Genomic DNA, 15295 nt, shown 5'->3' on the forward strand with positions numbered 1-15295 from the left:
TCCTGTGCCGCTTCAGGCCGCGTCCGCTGCGAGAAGCTTCATGTTCAGATGTTTGCCGTTGTGGCCGGTAATCTCAACCTGCGCAAGAGTGCGCGTGAGAAGATCGGGCGCCGCCACCAGCGTGAAATTGTCGGTATGCGCAAAACCGGTGTTTTCAACGAGGATCGTTTGCGTCGAACCAACCATATTTTGCAGATGCACGAGCCTGAGTGCCTCGCCACGTTCGCGAAGCCTCGCCGCCCGCTCCTTCACCAGCGCACGGTCGAGCTGCGGCATACGCGCCGCCGGCGTGCCGGAACGCGGGCTGTAGGGAAATACGTGCAGGCTGGAAATGCCGCATTCTTCCGCAAGCGTCGCGGCGTTTTCGAACATCTCTTCGTTCTCGGTCGGAAAACCTGCGATCATATCAGCACCGAATGCGATATCCGGCCGGAGCGACCGCACCTCGTGACAGAAACGGATGGCATCGGCCCGCAAATGACGGCGTTTCATGCGTTTCAGGATCATGTCGTCGCCATGCTGGAGGGACAGGTGAAGATGCGGCATGAAACGCGCCTCACCGGCAATCAGATCCATCAGATGGTGGTCGGCCTCGATGCTGTCGATCGAGGATAGCCGAAGTCTCAAGATTTCCGGCACCTGCTTCAGCAATGTTTTGGCAAGAAGCCCTAGCGAAGGTTCGCCCGGCAGGTCGGCACCGTAGCTGGTAGCATCCACCCCGGTCAGGACGATTTCGCAATAGCCGCTTTCCACCAGCCTGCGCGCCTGCTCGACCACAGCGCCCATCGGCACGGAGCGGGAATTGCCCCGCCCATAGGGAATGATGCAGAAGGTACAGCGATGGTCGCAGCCGTTCTGCACCTGAATGAAGGCACGGACATGCCCGTCAATGTGCTTGACCATCTGCGGCGCCGTCGCCTTGATGCTCATGATGTCGTTGACGCGCAGCTTTTCTTCCGCCGAAACGCCGAAATCCGGCAGTGCGCGATAGGAGGCGCTTTTCAGCTTTTCCTCATTGCCCAGCACCGCATCCACTTCGGGCATCTCGGCAAAGATCTGTTTTTCAGTCTGGGCAGCACAGCCGGTCACGATGATGCGCGCATGCGGATTGTCGCGCCTTGCCCGACGGATGGCCTGGCGCGCCTGGCGCACCGCCTCGCCCGTCACCGCGCAGGTATTGACCAAGACGGCATTGTTGAGCCCGGCCTTTTCGGCCTCCCCCCGCATCACTTCCGATTCATAGGTATTGAGACGGCAGCCGAAGGTTATGACCTCGACGCCGCTCATATGGCCCCCTGCTCAGCCACGGCATCGCGCGACCAGGTGCCGTTGATGGGATCGACCATGCCGGACCATTCCCATTCGGCCGGCCCCGTCATGATGACGTGGTTGTCCTCGCGCCATTCAATTGTCAGCGGCACACGCACGGGGCTGGAGGCGACATCGATGGTGACTTTCCTGCCCGTGCGGCCGGTGCGCGCAGCGGAAACGGCAGCGGCACATGCGGCAGAACCGCAGGCGAGCGTCAGCCCGGCGCCGCGCTCCCAGGTGCGGGTGCGAAGCGCACTGTCGGAAATAACCTGCGCCAGGGTGATATTGGCCTTTTCAGGGAACATCGGGTGGTTTTCCAGAAGCGGGCCGAAGCGCTCCAGATCGAACTCCATCGGATCGCGATCCACCCAGAAAATGGCGTGCGGGTTTCCCATGGACATGACGGCGGGCGAATGCAGGATTGGCGCGTCGATCGGCCCGATCTGCAACTCGATGCGGCTCGTATCGTGGAACTCTTCAGAAAGCGGAATGTCGCTCCAGCGAAAACGCGGCAGGCCCATATCAACGGAAATCATGCCGTCTTCATGCTCAACGGCGTTCAGGATGCCCGCCACCGTCTGGAAGGTGAAGGTGGTCTTGCCGGTTTCAGAGGACAGCGCCTGCACCACGCAGCGCGTGCCGTTGCCGCAGGCCTGCGCCTTCGTGCCGTCGCAATTAAGGATATCGATGAATGCATCGGTGCCGCCGACACGCGGATCGTGGATCGCCATGATCTGATCGAACTGCGTGGCGGGATCGGCATTGAGCGCGATGGCCGCCGAAGGCGTCACCATATCCCTGCGGCCGCGCATGTCGACAACGAGGATCTTGTTGCCAAGCCCGTTCATCTTCGCAAATTCGACCGTATCCGCCATCGTACTGAACCTGAAAACCACCTGAAACCGGAATAAAGACGGGCTTTGCCCGCACTTTCGCTCTATATGGCGGAAAGGACGGCAAATTACCAGACTGTTGCGGCGCAAACCGCTGAGCCGCTCAGGCGGAAGGTACGTCGAAGACTTCGCCGGGCCGCATGGGCTGGAAGCGGCTCTCGTCTATCCCCTGCTCAGCAAGCGCTGCCTTCAGCGCGACAAGAGGAGCTTCGACCGCTTCATCGGTTAGTTACACAGTGCCCCAATGGTGGCCGCAGACATGTGCCGCACCGCAGATCTTCATGCCTTCCACGGCTTCCGCAGGGTTCTGGTGCTGGCCCTTCATGAACCAGCGCGGCTCATAGGCGCCGAAAGGCAGGTTGGCGAGACGGAACTCACCGTGTTTCTTGCGCGCGGCGTGATAATTGAGGCCGTCGTGGAAGCCGGTATCGCCGATATGATAAATCTTGCCATAAGGCGTTTCGATGACGAAGGCAGCCCACAGCGCCATGCGCCGGTCGTTCAGCCCACGCGCCGACCAATGGTGGCACGGCTCGAAATGAATTTTGACCGAACCAATCTCAAGGACATCGCCCCAGTCCCCCACCTTGATGCGCGCTGCCTCGACGCCGGTGCGGATGATGGCGTCATTGCCAAGCGGCGTGATGAAAAGCGGCTTGTGCGCGACATGCAGGCGCTTCAGCGTTTCCATATCCAGATGGTCGTAGTGATTATGCGTCACCAGCACCAGATCGATAGGCGGCAAATCCTCAAAACGGATGCCCGGCGGGTTGACGCGTTTGGGACCGGCGAAGCTGAACGGGCTGGTACGCTGCGACCACACCGGATCGATGAGAATATTCAGCCCTGCCGTCTGGATAAGAAAGGAGGCGTGACCGACGAAGGTGACGCGAATGTCCTTGCCGTCGATGCGGGGTTCCGGCTTTGCGAACGGAAACGGGCTGGGATAGTTTTCCGGCCACGTGGCGCGCTCGCCGTTGAAGCGCCATTTCAGGAGGCCCATGAAATTGCCGGGCGGCGAGCCGCCGGGATTGAAGAAACGCACCCCGTCGAAATGATCGGAGACCGGCCCACTATAATAGGCGCTGGCGTTAGAGCGGCGCGCAAACAGGCCGCCGCCCGCAAGAGCAAGCAGACCAAGTGCGGAAAAACGAAAGAAGTTTCGACGTTTCATGGGAAAGGTATAAGAAGCCAGGCGACGCCGTTCAAGCACCGCCATCGCAGCTTTCGTCTGATCACGTAAAGATGACAAGGCATGCTTTGCCGCATGAAAACCGGCACTGTCTTGACTTTCACGGCACTTTCCTGTTTATCGCGGCCAATCAGCTGGCAGTTTCATGACTCCAAGCCGCCGACCGGGACCCGCAAAGGTATAAAGAGATCCCGGAGGTCAACACCCGACAGCGCGATGCGCCCTCGGGTGCTTTTTGGCTTTGCGTCTTGTTTTTGGCAGCGAAAGCACCGACGTTTCGGAGATCCCGGAACGAAGAAGGAAGAAACGATGTTTGAAAACCTCCAGGACCGCCTTGGTTCCATTCTGAATGGACTGACCGGCCGTGGCGCGCTGACGGAAGCCGATGTTGCCGCCGCCCTGCGTGAGGTTCGCCGTGCGCTTCTGGAAGCGGACGTTGCGCTGGAAGTCGTGCGTTCCTTCACCGACAGGGTGCGTGAAAAGGCTGTCGGCGCAGCCGTTCTGAAATCCATCAAGCCCGGCCAGATGGTCGTCAAGATCGTGCATGACGAACTTGTCGAGATGCTCGGCACCGAAGGCGTCTCAATCGACCTGCATGCGGCCGCCCCCGTCGTCATCATGATGGTGGGTCTGCAGGGTTCGGGCAAGACCACGACCACAGGCAAGATCGCCAAGCGCCTGACCGACCGCGACAAGAAGAAGGTGCTGATGGCATCTCTCGACACGCGTCGTCCGGCCGCACAGGAACAGCTTCGCCAGCTGGGCGTGCAGACCGGTGTCGATACGCTGCCGGTCATCGCCGGCCAGTCGCCGACAGATATCGCCGCACGCGCCGTGCAGGCCGCCAAGCTCGGCGGCCATGACGTCGTCATTCTCGACACCGCCGGCCGCACCCATATCGACGAACCCTTGATGCTGGAAATGGCCGACATCAAGAAGAAGTCCAACCCGCATGAAATCCTGCTGGTCGCGGATTCGCTGACCGGTCAGGACGCCGTCAATCTGGCGCGCAATTTCGATGAGCGCGTCGGCATCACCGGTCTCGTGCTCACCCGTATGGATGGCGACGGGCGCGGTGGTGCGGCCCTCTCCATGCGCGCCGTCACCGGCAAGCCGATCAAGCTGATCGGTATCGGCGAGCGCATGAACGAACTCGACGAGTTCCATCCGCGCCGTATCGCCGACCGTATTCTCGGCATGGGCGACATCGTTTCGCTGGTCGAGAAGGCTGCCGAAAACATCGATGCGGAAAAAGCCCGTGCCATGGCCGAGAAGATGGCCAAGGGCAAGTTCGACCTCAACGATCTCTCCGACCAGCTTGCCCAGATGAAGAAGATGGGTGGCATGGGCGGTATCATGGGGCTGATGCCCGGCATGGCCGGCATGAAGGACAAGATGGCTTCCGCAGGCCTCAACGACAAGATGTTCGACCGCCAGATCGCCATCATCTCGTCGATGACCAAGGCCGAACGCGCCAATCCCGATATCCTCAAACACAGCCGCAAAAAGCGCATCGCCGCCGGTTCCGGAACCGATGCCGCCGAAATCAACAAGCTCTTGAAGATGCACCGTGGCATGGCCGACATGATGAAAGCCATGGGCGGCAAGGGCAAGGGCGGCATCATGAAGCAGATGATGGGCGGCCTTGCGGGCAAGATGGGGCTTGGTGGCATGATGGGCGGCGGCATGCCTGATCTGTCGAACATCGACCCGAAGCAGCTCGAAGCACTTCAAAAACAGGCTGAAGCTGCCGGTCTTGGCAAGCCGGGCGCAATGCCCGGTCTCGGTGGTCTGCCCGGCGGGCTACCCGGTCTGGGCGGGACAAAGCTGCCGGGTCTTGGCGGCATGCCGGGCCTGCCCGGCTTCCCGAAAAAGAAGTGAGGGCGACGCCAGTGAACAACGCAGAAGTGAAAGCCCAGCTTTCCGAATACCGCCAGTCGATCGACAATATCGATGCCGCACTGGTTCACATTCTTGCCGAACGTTTCCGCTGTACCAAGGCGGTGGGCGTGCTGAAGGCAAAATACAATTTGCCGCCGGCGGACCCGGCGCGCGAGGAATACCAGATCGAACGCCTTCGCCGTCTGGCAAAGGATGCAAATCTGGATCCGGATTTCGCCGAGAAGTTTCTAAACTTCGTCATCAAGGAAGTCATCCGGCATCATGAAGCAATAGCCGCCGAACATGGCGGTAATGAAAAGACCGCCTAACCGGCGGGCAAGCTATCTCAAGGAGTAAATAACATGGCACTTAAAATTCGTCTCGCACGCGGTGGTTCCAAGAAGCGCCCGTACTACCAGATCGTCGTTGCTGACGCCCGTTCGCCCCGCGACGGCCGTTTCCTCGAGAAGGTCGGTTCCTGGAACCCGATGCTCGCCAAGGACAACCCGCAGCGCATCGAGCTGAAGGCTGACCTCATCAAGGAATGGATCGCCAAGGGCGCACAGCCGACCGACCGCGTTCTGCGCTTCCTCGCAGAGGCAGGCCTTGCCGATCGCGCCGCTCGCAGCAACCCGGAAAAGGCACTGCCGGGCAAGCGCGCTCTGGAACGCGTTGCAGAAAAGAAGCAGAAGGCTGAAGACGCCGCTGCTGCCGCAGCAGAAGCTTCTGCTGCAGAATAATCTGCAATAGAATTTTAGAGAACGGGTGGCGTGGTTTTCCATGCCGCCCGTTTTTTGTTTATTTTGGTATCAACAAACTTTAGAGCGTCAGGAACTATGCTCTAACGCGTTGGATCTGCGCATCGTGCACTGTGAAAATCGATTCCGATTTTCACGCTGATGCTGTAAACCAGACGCAACCAACACCAGAAGACGGACGGCCCGATGGCAAAGCTGGAAAACCCGATACTCATGGCAAAGATCGGCGGCGCACAGGGATTGCGCGGCGAAGTCCGCGTCAGCACCTATACGGACGAACCGATGGCGCTCGGCGATTACGGTAATCTGGTGAGCGCCGATGGCCGCGTCTTCGAAATTCTGGAAGTCCGCGAGGGCAAGAATGTGGTTGTCGTCCGCTTCAGGGGTATCAACGACCGCAATGCGGCGGAAAGCCTGAACGGGCTCGAACTGTTCATCGAACGCGACAATCTGCCGGACGATGAGCTGGACGACGACGAATTTTATTATGCCGACCTCGAAGGGCTGGAAGCCGTCGATGCCGAAGGCAAAAGCTATGGCGCCGTCAGCGCCGTTTACGATTTCGGCGCAGGCGACCTCCTGGAGCTGAAAGGTGCGGGCCGCCGTCCCGCCCTCATCCCCTTTTCGGAAGCAGCCGTGCTTGAAATCGATCTGGAGGCGAGACGCATTCTCATCGATCCCATGGCTGCTGGCCTGATCGACAATCCGGACGACAAAGACGAAACCGGCGCATCGCCTTTCGGCAAGAAATAAGGCCATGACGTTCAAGGCTACCGTTCTGACGCTCTACCCGGAAATGTTTCCCGGGCATCTCGGATATTCGCTGGCGGGCAAGGCGCTGGAGCGCGAGCAATGGTCGCTTGAGGCCGTGCAGATCCGTGAATTCGCCACCGACAGGCACAGAAGCGTGGACGACACCCCGGCAGGCGGCGGCGCCGGCATGGTGCTGAAACCCGACATTCTGGCCGCAGCCATCGACAATGTTTCAGATGGAGATACGCGACCGCGTCTGCTGATGAGCCCGCGCGGCAGGCCACTGTCGCAGGACCGAGTGCGCGAACTGGCGGCAGGCGACGGCGCGATTATCGTGTGCGGACGCTTCGAAGGCGTCGACCAGCGGGTCATAGATGCGCGCGGGTTGGAGGAAGTGTCGATCGGCGATTACATTCTCTCCGGCGGCGAGCCGGCCGCGCTGACGCTTCTGGACGCCATTGTCCGCATTCTGCCGGGCGTCATGGGCAACGATCTCTCAGGCGTGCATGAAAGCTTCGAGGGTGGGCTTCTGGAGCATCCGCACTACACCCGTCCGCAGGTCTGGGAAGGCCGCGACATCCCAGCCGTTCTCACCTCGGGCAATCACGCCGTCATCGACAAATGGCGGCACGAGCAGGCGCTGGCGTTGACGAAGGAAAGACGGCCCGACCTGCTGGAAAAGGCCAAGGTTTAAACCGAGACGAAATAATAGGCCGTCAGCACCAGCCCGACTGCAATGACCAGCCAGCGGATGATCCACTGCGGCACCCGCCTTGCCGTGTGCACTCCCACATATCCGCCAAGCGCGGCCGCCGGGAACATGATGAGGGCGGCCCACCAGGAAACGACGCCGCCGCTGACGAAGATCGTAATGGCGATGATCGCGATCACCACCGAGAGCAGGTTCTTCAGGGCATTCAGATGATGATAGCTGCCACCCGAGGTCATTCCGAGGATGGCCAGCATCATGATGCCCATGCCCGCCCCGAAAAAACCACCATAGATGGAGGCGAGCCACTGAAAGAAGAGGCTCGGCACATTACCGGGTGAACGCTCGGCACTGGCCTTCGGTCGCAGCCACGGGCCAGCGGCAAAAACAACGGTTGCGGCCAGAAGCAACCATGGCACAAGCTGGCGGAAGGAGGGGTTGTCGAGCGACAGGAGCAAAAGCGACCCCGCCAGCCCGCCGACGATGGAGACGGCCGACAGGAGGATCGCCTCGCGCCAGTGGGCGCGGATTTCAGGCCCGTAGGCGATCACGGAGGTGATGTAACCGGGAAACTGCACGATCGCCGACGTGGCATTGGCGACAATCGGCGGCAGGCCTGCAAGCGTCATCGCCCCGAAGGTCAAAAAGGTGCCGCCACCGGCGATCGCATTGACCACGCCAGATAGAAAGCCGGTCGCAAACAGCATCATGATAATAAGTACGGACATGGCCCCTCCCAAGGTTTCCATGCCATAACCGGGGAAACGCACCTTCGCAACAGCCCGTACGTCGCCCACAATTGATAAAATATTGTCATGAAGGGATGACAAATGCCGCTGCCTCGTGTATGTGCCCGCGTGGAATTGGGGTTTTCCCCTTTAACCGCAAGCAAAGAATGGCGAACCCGCTCCTGCCGCACGGCATGGTCTGAAGGCATTGACCGACAGACGAAACGTTGAGCGCTCTGGCTGTTTCAGAAGAAATCAGAGGTTAACATGACCAATATCATTCAGCAGCTGGAAGCCGAACAGGCTGCCAAGATCGAAGCGAAGCGCACCCTGCCTGAGTTTTCTCCGGGCGACACGCTGCGCGTCAACGTGCGCGTTACCGAAGGTAACCGTACCCGCGTTCAGGCTTACGAAGGCGTTTGCATCGCCCGTTCAGGCGGCGGCCTTTCCGAGAGCTTCACCGTTCGCAAGATCTCCTACGGCGAAGGCGTCGAGCGCGTATTCCCGATCTACTCCCCGCTGGTCGAAGGCGTTGAAATCGTTCGCCGCGGTAAGGTTCGCCGCGCGAAGCTCTACTACCTGCGCGATCGTCGCGGCAAGGCTGCCCGTATCGTTGAAAACACCGGTACGCGCGCCCGCAAGCTGAACGAATCCGAGCGCCAGGCAGTCGCCGAAGAAAAGGCACGTCTGGAAGCTGAAAAGGTAGCAGCAGCACAGGCTCTCGCCGCCGAAAAGGCAGCAGCCGAAGCAGCAGAAGCCAAGGCAGCGGAAGAAGCAGCAAAGGCTGCGGAAACTGCAGCGGAATAAGATTTCCATTTTGATGGATTTACGGAGAAGGCGGTCTTTGGACCGCCTTTTTTGTTGCATCGTTGCGCCATAACACTCTGGTGGGCGACATAGCGTCACGTCCAGCCTTCGACCCCATCTCCGTATCGACAGATCAAGATCAAAGTCGTATTGCCACTTATCTCTTTGCCTAATTTATTTAGAACATTCTCTAATAGCATTGCCTAGTTTCACTTATTGTGCAATTTTCGCGCAGTTTTAGGTGTTGATATGTTTTTTTTTAATTCTTTTTTAACAAAAAATAAGCGCGCTTTCTTCGCTGTCGGCCTTGCCAGCGCACTCATGAATATTCTCAACCTTTCCGGCTCACTTTTCATGCTGGAGGTTTATGACCGGATTCTGCCGAGCAAGAGTATTCCTTCTCTTGTCGCTCTCGTTGTTCTGCTGGTTATTCTCTATGCCTTTCTCGTGGGGTTCGATGCTCTGCGCGGCCGGATATTGGCTCGCATCTCGGACAATATGGACGACGAGCTCAATCAGAAGCTCTTCAGGGCATCAATCAGCGCACCACTTGCCGCCTATGGCAAGGTAGACGGGCTGCAGATCGTCGGCGATCTCGATCAGATACGTCAATTCTTGTCCGGGCCGGGACCAGCAGCTTTCTTTGATATTCCCTGGCTGCCCATCTATCTGCTGATCTGTTTTGCCTTGCATCCCTGGATCGGTTTTGCCGTGCTTGGCGGCGCCCTGGTCCTTGTCGTGTTGACGCTCATAACCAACTGGCTGACCGAAAGGGCGACCAAACAGGCCTACACCGTGCGCGGACAGAGAAATGCACTCGTCGGCAGCAGCCAGCGCAACATCGAGTCCATAAGAACCATGGGCATGATGAATGCGGTGACGTCGATGTGGGACGATCTGCACTCCAATTACCGCGCCGTCACACTCTCGACGTCGGACACGGCGGGCATGCTCGCCGCAATTTCCCGAACATTCCGCCTTTTGTTACAGTCGGGTGTGATGGCAATCGGCGCCCTGCTGGTTATCGAGGGGCATGCGTCAGCGGGTAGCATCATCGCAGGCTCCATCCTCTCGGCCAAAGCGCTGGGCCCTGTCGAACACGCAATTGCAAACTGGCGCAGCTTCATGACTGCGCGACAGGGCTGGAAACGCATCAACGAGTTTCTCGAACTCGTACCGGAACCCGCACAGCCGCTTTCCCTGCCGCCACCGAAATATACCGTTGCCATCGATCGCGTGACCGGCGGTCCGCCCAATGGTGCGCGAGATACCGTGGCCGATATTTCCTTCACGTTGAACGCGGGCGATGGCCTTGGCATCATTGGGCCGAGCGCTTCCGGTAAATCCACGCTGGCACGTTTGATAACCGGTATCTGGCCCTATGAGCGCGGCTCCGTGCGCTTCGATGGCGCCGGACTGAACCAGTGGGATTTCGAGGTTCTCGGTAAATCCATCGGTTACATGCCCCAGCAGGTGGAGCTGATGCCAGGCACGGTCGCGCAAAATATCGCGCGCTTCGACCGTGACGCAACGGCGGAAGCCATCGTTTCGGCAGCCAAGGCCGCTCAGGTTCATGATCTCATCCTGAACCTGCCCCACGGTTACGACACCTATATCGGCGACCGAGGAGAGGCATTGTCAGGCGGGCAAAAACAGCGCATCGGCCTGGCGCGGGCGCTTTTCGGGGATCCCTTCTTTGTCATCCTCGATGAGCCGAACTCCAATCTGGACAGCGAAGGCGAGGCAGCCTTGCGCAACGCCATTGGCGACATAAGGGCGCGAGGCGGCATCGTGGTCGTCATTGCCCATCGTCCGAGCGCCATCGAAAGCGTCAATCTTGTGATGGTGATGAGCAATGGCCGCATGCTTCGCTTCGGCACCAAGGAAGAGGTGCTTGCGCAAATCCTGCGTCAAAATATTCGCCAGGTGCCGGAAACAGAAGAAGAAGTACGTAAGCTGGAAAGCCGGGTGGGTGAAAATGGTTGAGGGAGAAAAAACCGGCGTGACGAAAACATCTATCGTCAAACACTCAACCGCCGTAGTCGTTCTTGCTGCCGGCCTTCTTTTCGGCCTGGGTGGCTGGGCGGCTCTCGCGAAGCTTTCGGGGGCGGTCGTCGCCACGGGCCGGGTCGTTGTCGAAGGCAACTCCAAGAAAATTCAGCACCTTTCCGGCGGTATTGTCAGCCAGATCAATGTTGCGGAAGGTGACACGGTGGAGGCCGGTCAGGTTTTGCTGCGGCTGAGTGGCACGATCGTTCAGGCAAACCTGTCCATTGTCGAAAATACGCTCGCGCAGCTTTATGCACGCCGCGCGCGTCTGCGTGCCGAAATCTCCGACGCCACCTCTTTCACAACGCCGGAAGATCTGGCCGTCTTGACCAATTCGAAAGCTGCCAAAACATTCATCGACAGTGAGCAGAACCTTTTCAACAGCCGTCGCAGTGCACTGATCGGCATGAAGAAGCAATTGGTAACGCGCAAGGATCAGCTAGCCGATGAAGCGCGGGGCATGGACGTGCAGATTGAGGCGACCAACAATGAACTTGCTATCGTAAGGGAAGACGTCTCAAAGACACGGGAGCTATATGCCAAGGGGCTGGTAACGCTTCAGCGCCTCAACCTTCTCAAGCGGCAGCTTTCCAATCTCGAAGGTCAGCAGGGCCAGTATATGGCCGCGCGTGCGCAGACGGTAGGCAAGCTGAGCGAAATGGACTTGCAGTCGCTTCAGCTTGACGAGGACCGCAAGTCCGAGGTCACAAAAGATCTGACGTCAATCGAAGCCACCGTTGCGGAATACGAGGAACGGCTTGCGGCAACACGCGACCAGCTCGACCGCCTCGATATTCGCTCGCCGATTGCGGGGCGTATCTACCAGCTGTCGGTACACAACATAAACGGCGTCATCCAGCCGGGCGAAGTGCTTATGCTGGTGGTGCCGGCAAAGGAAGATCTTGCAATCGACGCCAATGTTCTTCCAAACGACATAGACCAAATCTATGTCGGGCAGCCAGTGACCATTCGGTTCACGGCTTTCAATCAGAGCACGACGCCGGATGTAAGCGCTGAAGTCGCAGTCGTCGCCCCGGACTTGCAGACAGATTCCCGAAGCGGGGCGTCATTTTACGCACTGCGCATCAAGCCGAGCAAAACTGGAATGGACCATATACCAGGTGGACGGTTGTATCCGGGCATGCCGGCCGAAGTCTTCATACAGACAAGCGAAAGAAGCGTTCTTTCCTATTTTGTCAAACCGTTCCAGGACAGGCTTAGAAAGACGTTCCTGCAGGAATAAAAGACTTACATTACATGTTTTCTTAGAAACGATTCGCAAATACACCAAGAGCGAGAATTTTTCCAAAAAAAACAATTTCTCATATTGTCTTGCCATTTATAATGTACTAATTATCACCCGCAATATTTATTAAATTTAATTTCGATACATCGAATTCTCAAAAATTTATAGGAGAGTAAAATGGCGTTAAAAGTAACTTTCGGTAATGGCGGCGCGGCATCGGTTTCGTCGCTCACCAGCCTGATCGATCAGGAAGCATATAAGCTCCTCACGGAATCCACAGCACAGGTCAAAAACGGCTCTACGCTCGATTCAGGCGCTGTCAGCGTTGGCGCTGTGGCGGTTGCCGGTACCGGTGCTGGTGGCACTGTCGATGTCGGCTACGACCCCAACGCAAACGGCTTCACATTTGACGTATCCTCGGCATGGAATTCGGTGAAGAACGCTCTCGCCCAGTCTGACACCTCTGAAAACCTTAAGTTCAAGGATTTCGTACAGGTAGACGTTCACCTCGGCGGCACCGGTTCGTCCACCGTTGAAGTTCTCAATGCCAAGCGCGGTAACATCACGACCGGCGCAGGCAACGACACGGTTACCGTATCTGTCGTTTCGAACGAAAAGACCTGGGTCAACAATTTCAACATCGACACCGGCGCAGGCAACGACACGATCACCGTCAAGGCCGGCGCTGCCTTCAATGACACGTCGGCTGCGGGCACGGGCGGTCTTGCCGCCAATACCGGCGCTGTGAATGGTGGTGCTGGTATCACCGACGGCAGCTACACCTCCGTCAAGATCGATGCCGGTGCGGGTAACGACTCTATCGACCTGAGCGGTGTAAAGCTCGCTTCGTCGCTGGTCACCGGTGGCAAGGGCATCGACCACATCATCGCAAGCGGTGGCGCCGATACCTTCGTCTTCAATCTGGGTGACATGGCGAAGAGCTTTGCCACAGATACCATCGAAGGCTTCAACGCCTCCATGGACAAGCTCAAGCTGGTCGGTACAGTGATCGATAACTGGGCGGTTTCGACCTATGATAACGATACCGTCCTTAGCTACAACGTTACTGGCGAGCACAAGGGTGAGAAGATCATTCTCTCCGGCGTTCACCTGACCGGCAGCGATTGGTTTACGGCGTAATTTCTCTCGAAGAGAATTTCATCGGTTACCGTTTAAATGGATCATGGCCCGGACATATCCGGGCCATGATTTTTTACATATGCGGCGGTTCGGAAATTATGCCGGCTGCCGCAATCTTGCAGATCAGGCGGCCTCGGCCTGATTGCCCATTTTTCGCGCCGCGATGATGACGAGCACACCTGCCAGCGCCAGGCAGAAGGCAAGGAAGAACATCGGCGCAATGGTGCTGCCGGTCTGGTCCTTGATCCAGGGCACCACGTTCTGCGCCACGAAACCACCGAGATTGCCGACGGAATTGATGGCGGCGATGCCGGCAGCAGCACCGGCTCCCTTGAGGAAGCGGCCGGGCAGGCTCCAGAACACCGGCTGGCCGGCAAAAATGCCCGCAGCGGCGATGCAAAGGAAGGCGAACTGCAATACCGGATCGCTGAGCAGCGCCGACATCAGCAGGCAAAACGCGCCGACGAAGGCAGGGCCGACGATATAAGGCGTTTTGTTTTTTGCCTTGTCAGCCGCCAGGGGCACGACGAAGAGAGCGACGGCCACGATCACCCAGGGGATGATATTGATGAAGCCGTTGGCGGTGTTGGAAACGCCGAAGCTCTTTACGATCGTCGGCAGCCAGTAGCTGAGACCATAGGCCGCCAGCGGAAAGCCGACATAGCAGAGCGCCATGAACAGCACGCGCGGATTGATCAGCGCCTTGAAGCCGTCCTCCGCATGCTCTTCCATGCCCTTGTTTTCTTCGGCCAGGCGGTTCTTCAACCAGTCCTTCTCGGCCTGCGTCAGGAACTTCGCCTTTTCCGGCGTATCGTCCAGATAGAAGAAGGTAACGATACCGGCGATCACGGCGGGAATACCCGTCGCCAGGAACACCCATTCCCAGCCAGCATAACCGAGGAAACCATCGAGATCGAGCAGCATGCCGCCAAGCGGTGCGCCGATGGCATTGGCAAGCGCACTGAAGATCATGAACAGGCCGATCATGCGGCCGCGATAATCGCGCGGGAACCACAGCGTCATCAGGAACAGCACGCCCGGGAAGAAACCGGCCTCGCAAAGCCCGAGCAGGAAGCGCAGGATGTAGAACATCGTCGCATTCTGCGTGTAGGCAAGCGCGATGGTGACGGCACCCCAGGACACCAGAATGCGGGCGAACCATTTGCTGGCGCCGAAACGGTTGAGGAAAAGGTTGCTCGGAACCTCAAAGAGGAAATAGCCGATGAAGAACAGCGAAGCGCCAAGTCCGTAGGCATATTCGCTGAGGCTCAGCGCATCGACCATCTGCAGCTTGGCATAGCTGACATTCTGCCGGTCGATATAGGCGATGAGATAGAGAAGGCCAAGAAACGGCATCAGCCGCCAGGTGATCTTCGAGATTAGGGATTTTTCCGATACCATGTGCTTTTCCCTCCCTTCGATTGCTCGTCGAAATGCAAATGATAAGGGGACCCATCTATATGTGCGCCGCAAGATACGCAAGTTGCATTGCATCATAACCAATGCCGAAAAGGCTGCGAAACCGGCATTTTAAATGCCCTGAGTGCATGATGCGGCGCACATCAAAGCCGCCGGGTCACCGTTTTACGGTCTGCGCGCATTCATATTGCCGCGAAACCGGCAATCTGCTATGAAGACCGCCATGGGATCTAAATTCGGATGTCTCGCGCAGAATGTTTATGTGCTGCAGGACCACAAGCGTCTGCCGGCACGGTTTTTTGCGCGCATTTCCGGGGCGCTCAACAGCCGACTTAGGCTCGCCTGACAGCACCCGCTGTCCACCGCCTTACTGAACCCTGATTTTACCTTTCCATGACAAGGCATAGAG

The 15295-nt window shown here is 58.2% G+C and carries 13 protein-coding genes and 1 pseudogene; 9 read left to right on the forward strand and 5 right to left on the reverse strand.

Features of this window, described 5'->3' with window-relative positions; all coding sequences use genetic code 11:
* Positions 1-12: 12 nt before the first annotated feature.
* The 3 genes and pseudogenes from mtaB to GH784_RS07045 form a co-directional block, all read right to left on the reverse strand.
* Entirely contained in the window at positions 13-1287 is a 1275-nt protein-coding gene (gene mtaB / locus GH784_RS07035; RefSeq protein WP_065705166.1) for a tRNA (N(6)-L-threonylcarbamoyladenosine(37)-C(2))-methylthiotransferase MtaB, read from the reverse strand.
* Positions 1284-2186, reverse strand: a complete 903-nt coding sequence (gene dapF / locus GH784_RS07040; RefSeq protein ID WP_065705164.1) for a diaminopimelate epimerase — start codon at positions 2184-2186, stop codon at positions 1284-1286. The genes mtaB and dapF overlap by 4 nt, the downstream gene beginning before the upstream one ends.
* 121 nt (positions 2187-2307) lie before the next feature.
* Positions 2308-3423: pseudogene (locus tag GH784_RS07045) on the reverse strand (MBL fold metallo-hydrolase).
* Positions 3424-3705: 282 nt separating this feature from the next.
* Between GH784_RS07045 and ffh the strand changes: the two are divergent.
* The 5 genes from ffh to trmD all read left to right on the forward strand — a co-directional run bounded on the left by ffh (position 3706) and on the right by trmD (position 7482).
* Entirely contained in the window at positions 3706-5277 is a 1572-nt protein-coding gene (gene ffh / locus GH784_RS07050) for a signal recognition particle protein (RefSeq protein ID WP_065705162.1), read from the forward strand.
* Positions 5278-5288: 11 nt separating this feature from the next.
* A complete protein-coding gene (locus GH784_RS07055) occupies positions 5289-5606 on the forward strand; it encodes a chorismate mutase (protein ID WP_013636924.1) in 318 nt (105 codons plus the stop codon).
* Positions 5607-5639: 33 nt separating this feature from the next.
* Positions 5640-6017: a 30S ribosomal protein S16 gene (gene rpsP / locus GH784_RS07060; protein WP_003516612.1), complete on the forward strand. Its 378-nt coding sequence runs from the start codon at positions 5640-5642 to the stop codon at positions 6015-6017.
* A 204-nt stretch (positions 6018-6221) separates the two neighbouring features.
* Positions 6222-6788 carry a ribosome maturation factor RimM gene (rimM, locus tag GH784_RS07065; RefSeq protein WP_003516610.1) on the forward strand — a complete coding sequence of 189 codons (567 nt, stop codon included), beginning with the start codon at positions 6222-6224 and terminating at the stop codon, positions 6786-6788.
* A 4-nt stretch (positions 6789-6792) separates the two neighbouring features.
* The gene (gene trmD / locus GH784_RS07070; protein WP_065705160.1) at positions 6793-7482 is read left to right on the forward strand and encodes a tRNA (guanosine(37)-N1)-methyltransferase TrmD; all 690 of its coding nucleotides are present in this window, start codon (positions 6793-6795) and stop codon (positions 7480-7482) included.
* Here the strand turns inward: trmD and GH784_RS07075 are convergent.
* Complete coding sequence (locus GH784_RS07075; RefSeq protein WP_065705158.1) at positions 7479-8225, reverse strand: sulfite exporter TauE/SafE family protein; 747 nt, start codon at positions 8223-8225, stop codon at positions 7479-7481. The genes trmD and GH784_RS07075 overlap by 4 nt on opposite strands.
* A gap of 267 nt (positions 8226-8492) precedes the next feature.
* On the opposite strand from GH784_RS07075, the gene rplS reads away from it, so the two are divergent.
* The 4 genes from rplS to GH784_RS07095 all read left to right on the forward strand — a co-directional run bounded on the left by rplS (position 8493) and on the right by GH784_RS07095 (position 13467).
* Positions 8493-9032, forward strand: a complete 540-nt coding sequence (gene rplS / locus GH784_RS07080; protein ID WP_003492508.1) for a 50S ribosomal protein L19 — start codon at positions 8493-8495, stop codon at positions 9030-9032.
* Between the two features lie 321 nt (positions 9033-9353).
* On the forward strand, positions 9354-11018 hold the full coding sequence (locus tag GH784_RS07085) for a type I secretion system permease/ATPase (protein WP_236761808.1): 1665 nt from the start codon (positions 9354-9356) through the stop codon (positions 11016-11018).
* Complete coding sequence (locus GH784_RS07090; RefSeq protein ID WP_019566021.1) at positions 11011-12324, forward strand: HlyD family type I secretion periplasmic adaptor subunit; 1314 nt, start codon at positions 11011-11013, stop codon at positions 12322-12324. The genes GH784_RS07085 and GH784_RS07090 overlap by 8 nt, the downstream gene beginning before the upstream one ends.
* A 180-nt stretch (positions 12325-12504) precedes the next feature.
* Positions 12505-13467: a hypothetical protein gene (locus GH784_RS07095; RefSeq protein WP_019566020.1), complete on the forward strand. Its 963-nt coding sequence runs from the start codon at positions 12505-12507 to the stop codon at positions 13465-13467.
* Positions 13468-13590: 123 nt separating this feature from the next.
* Here the strand turns inward: GH784_RS07095 and GH784_RS07100 are convergent, their stop codons facing one another.
* Positions 13591-14868, reverse strand: coding sequence for an MFS transporter (locus tag GH784_RS07100; RefSeq protein ID WP_003516599.1), 1278 nt, complete (start codon positions 14866-14868; stop codon positions 13591-13593).
* Between the last annotated feature and the right edge of the window lie 427 nt (positions 14869-15295).

This window comes from Agrobacterium tumefaciens, assembly GCF_009649785.1.
GTDB classification, from domain to species: Bacteria; Pseudomonadota; Alphaproteobacteria; order Rhizobiales; family Rhizobiaceae; genus Agrobacterium; species Agrobacterium tumefaciens.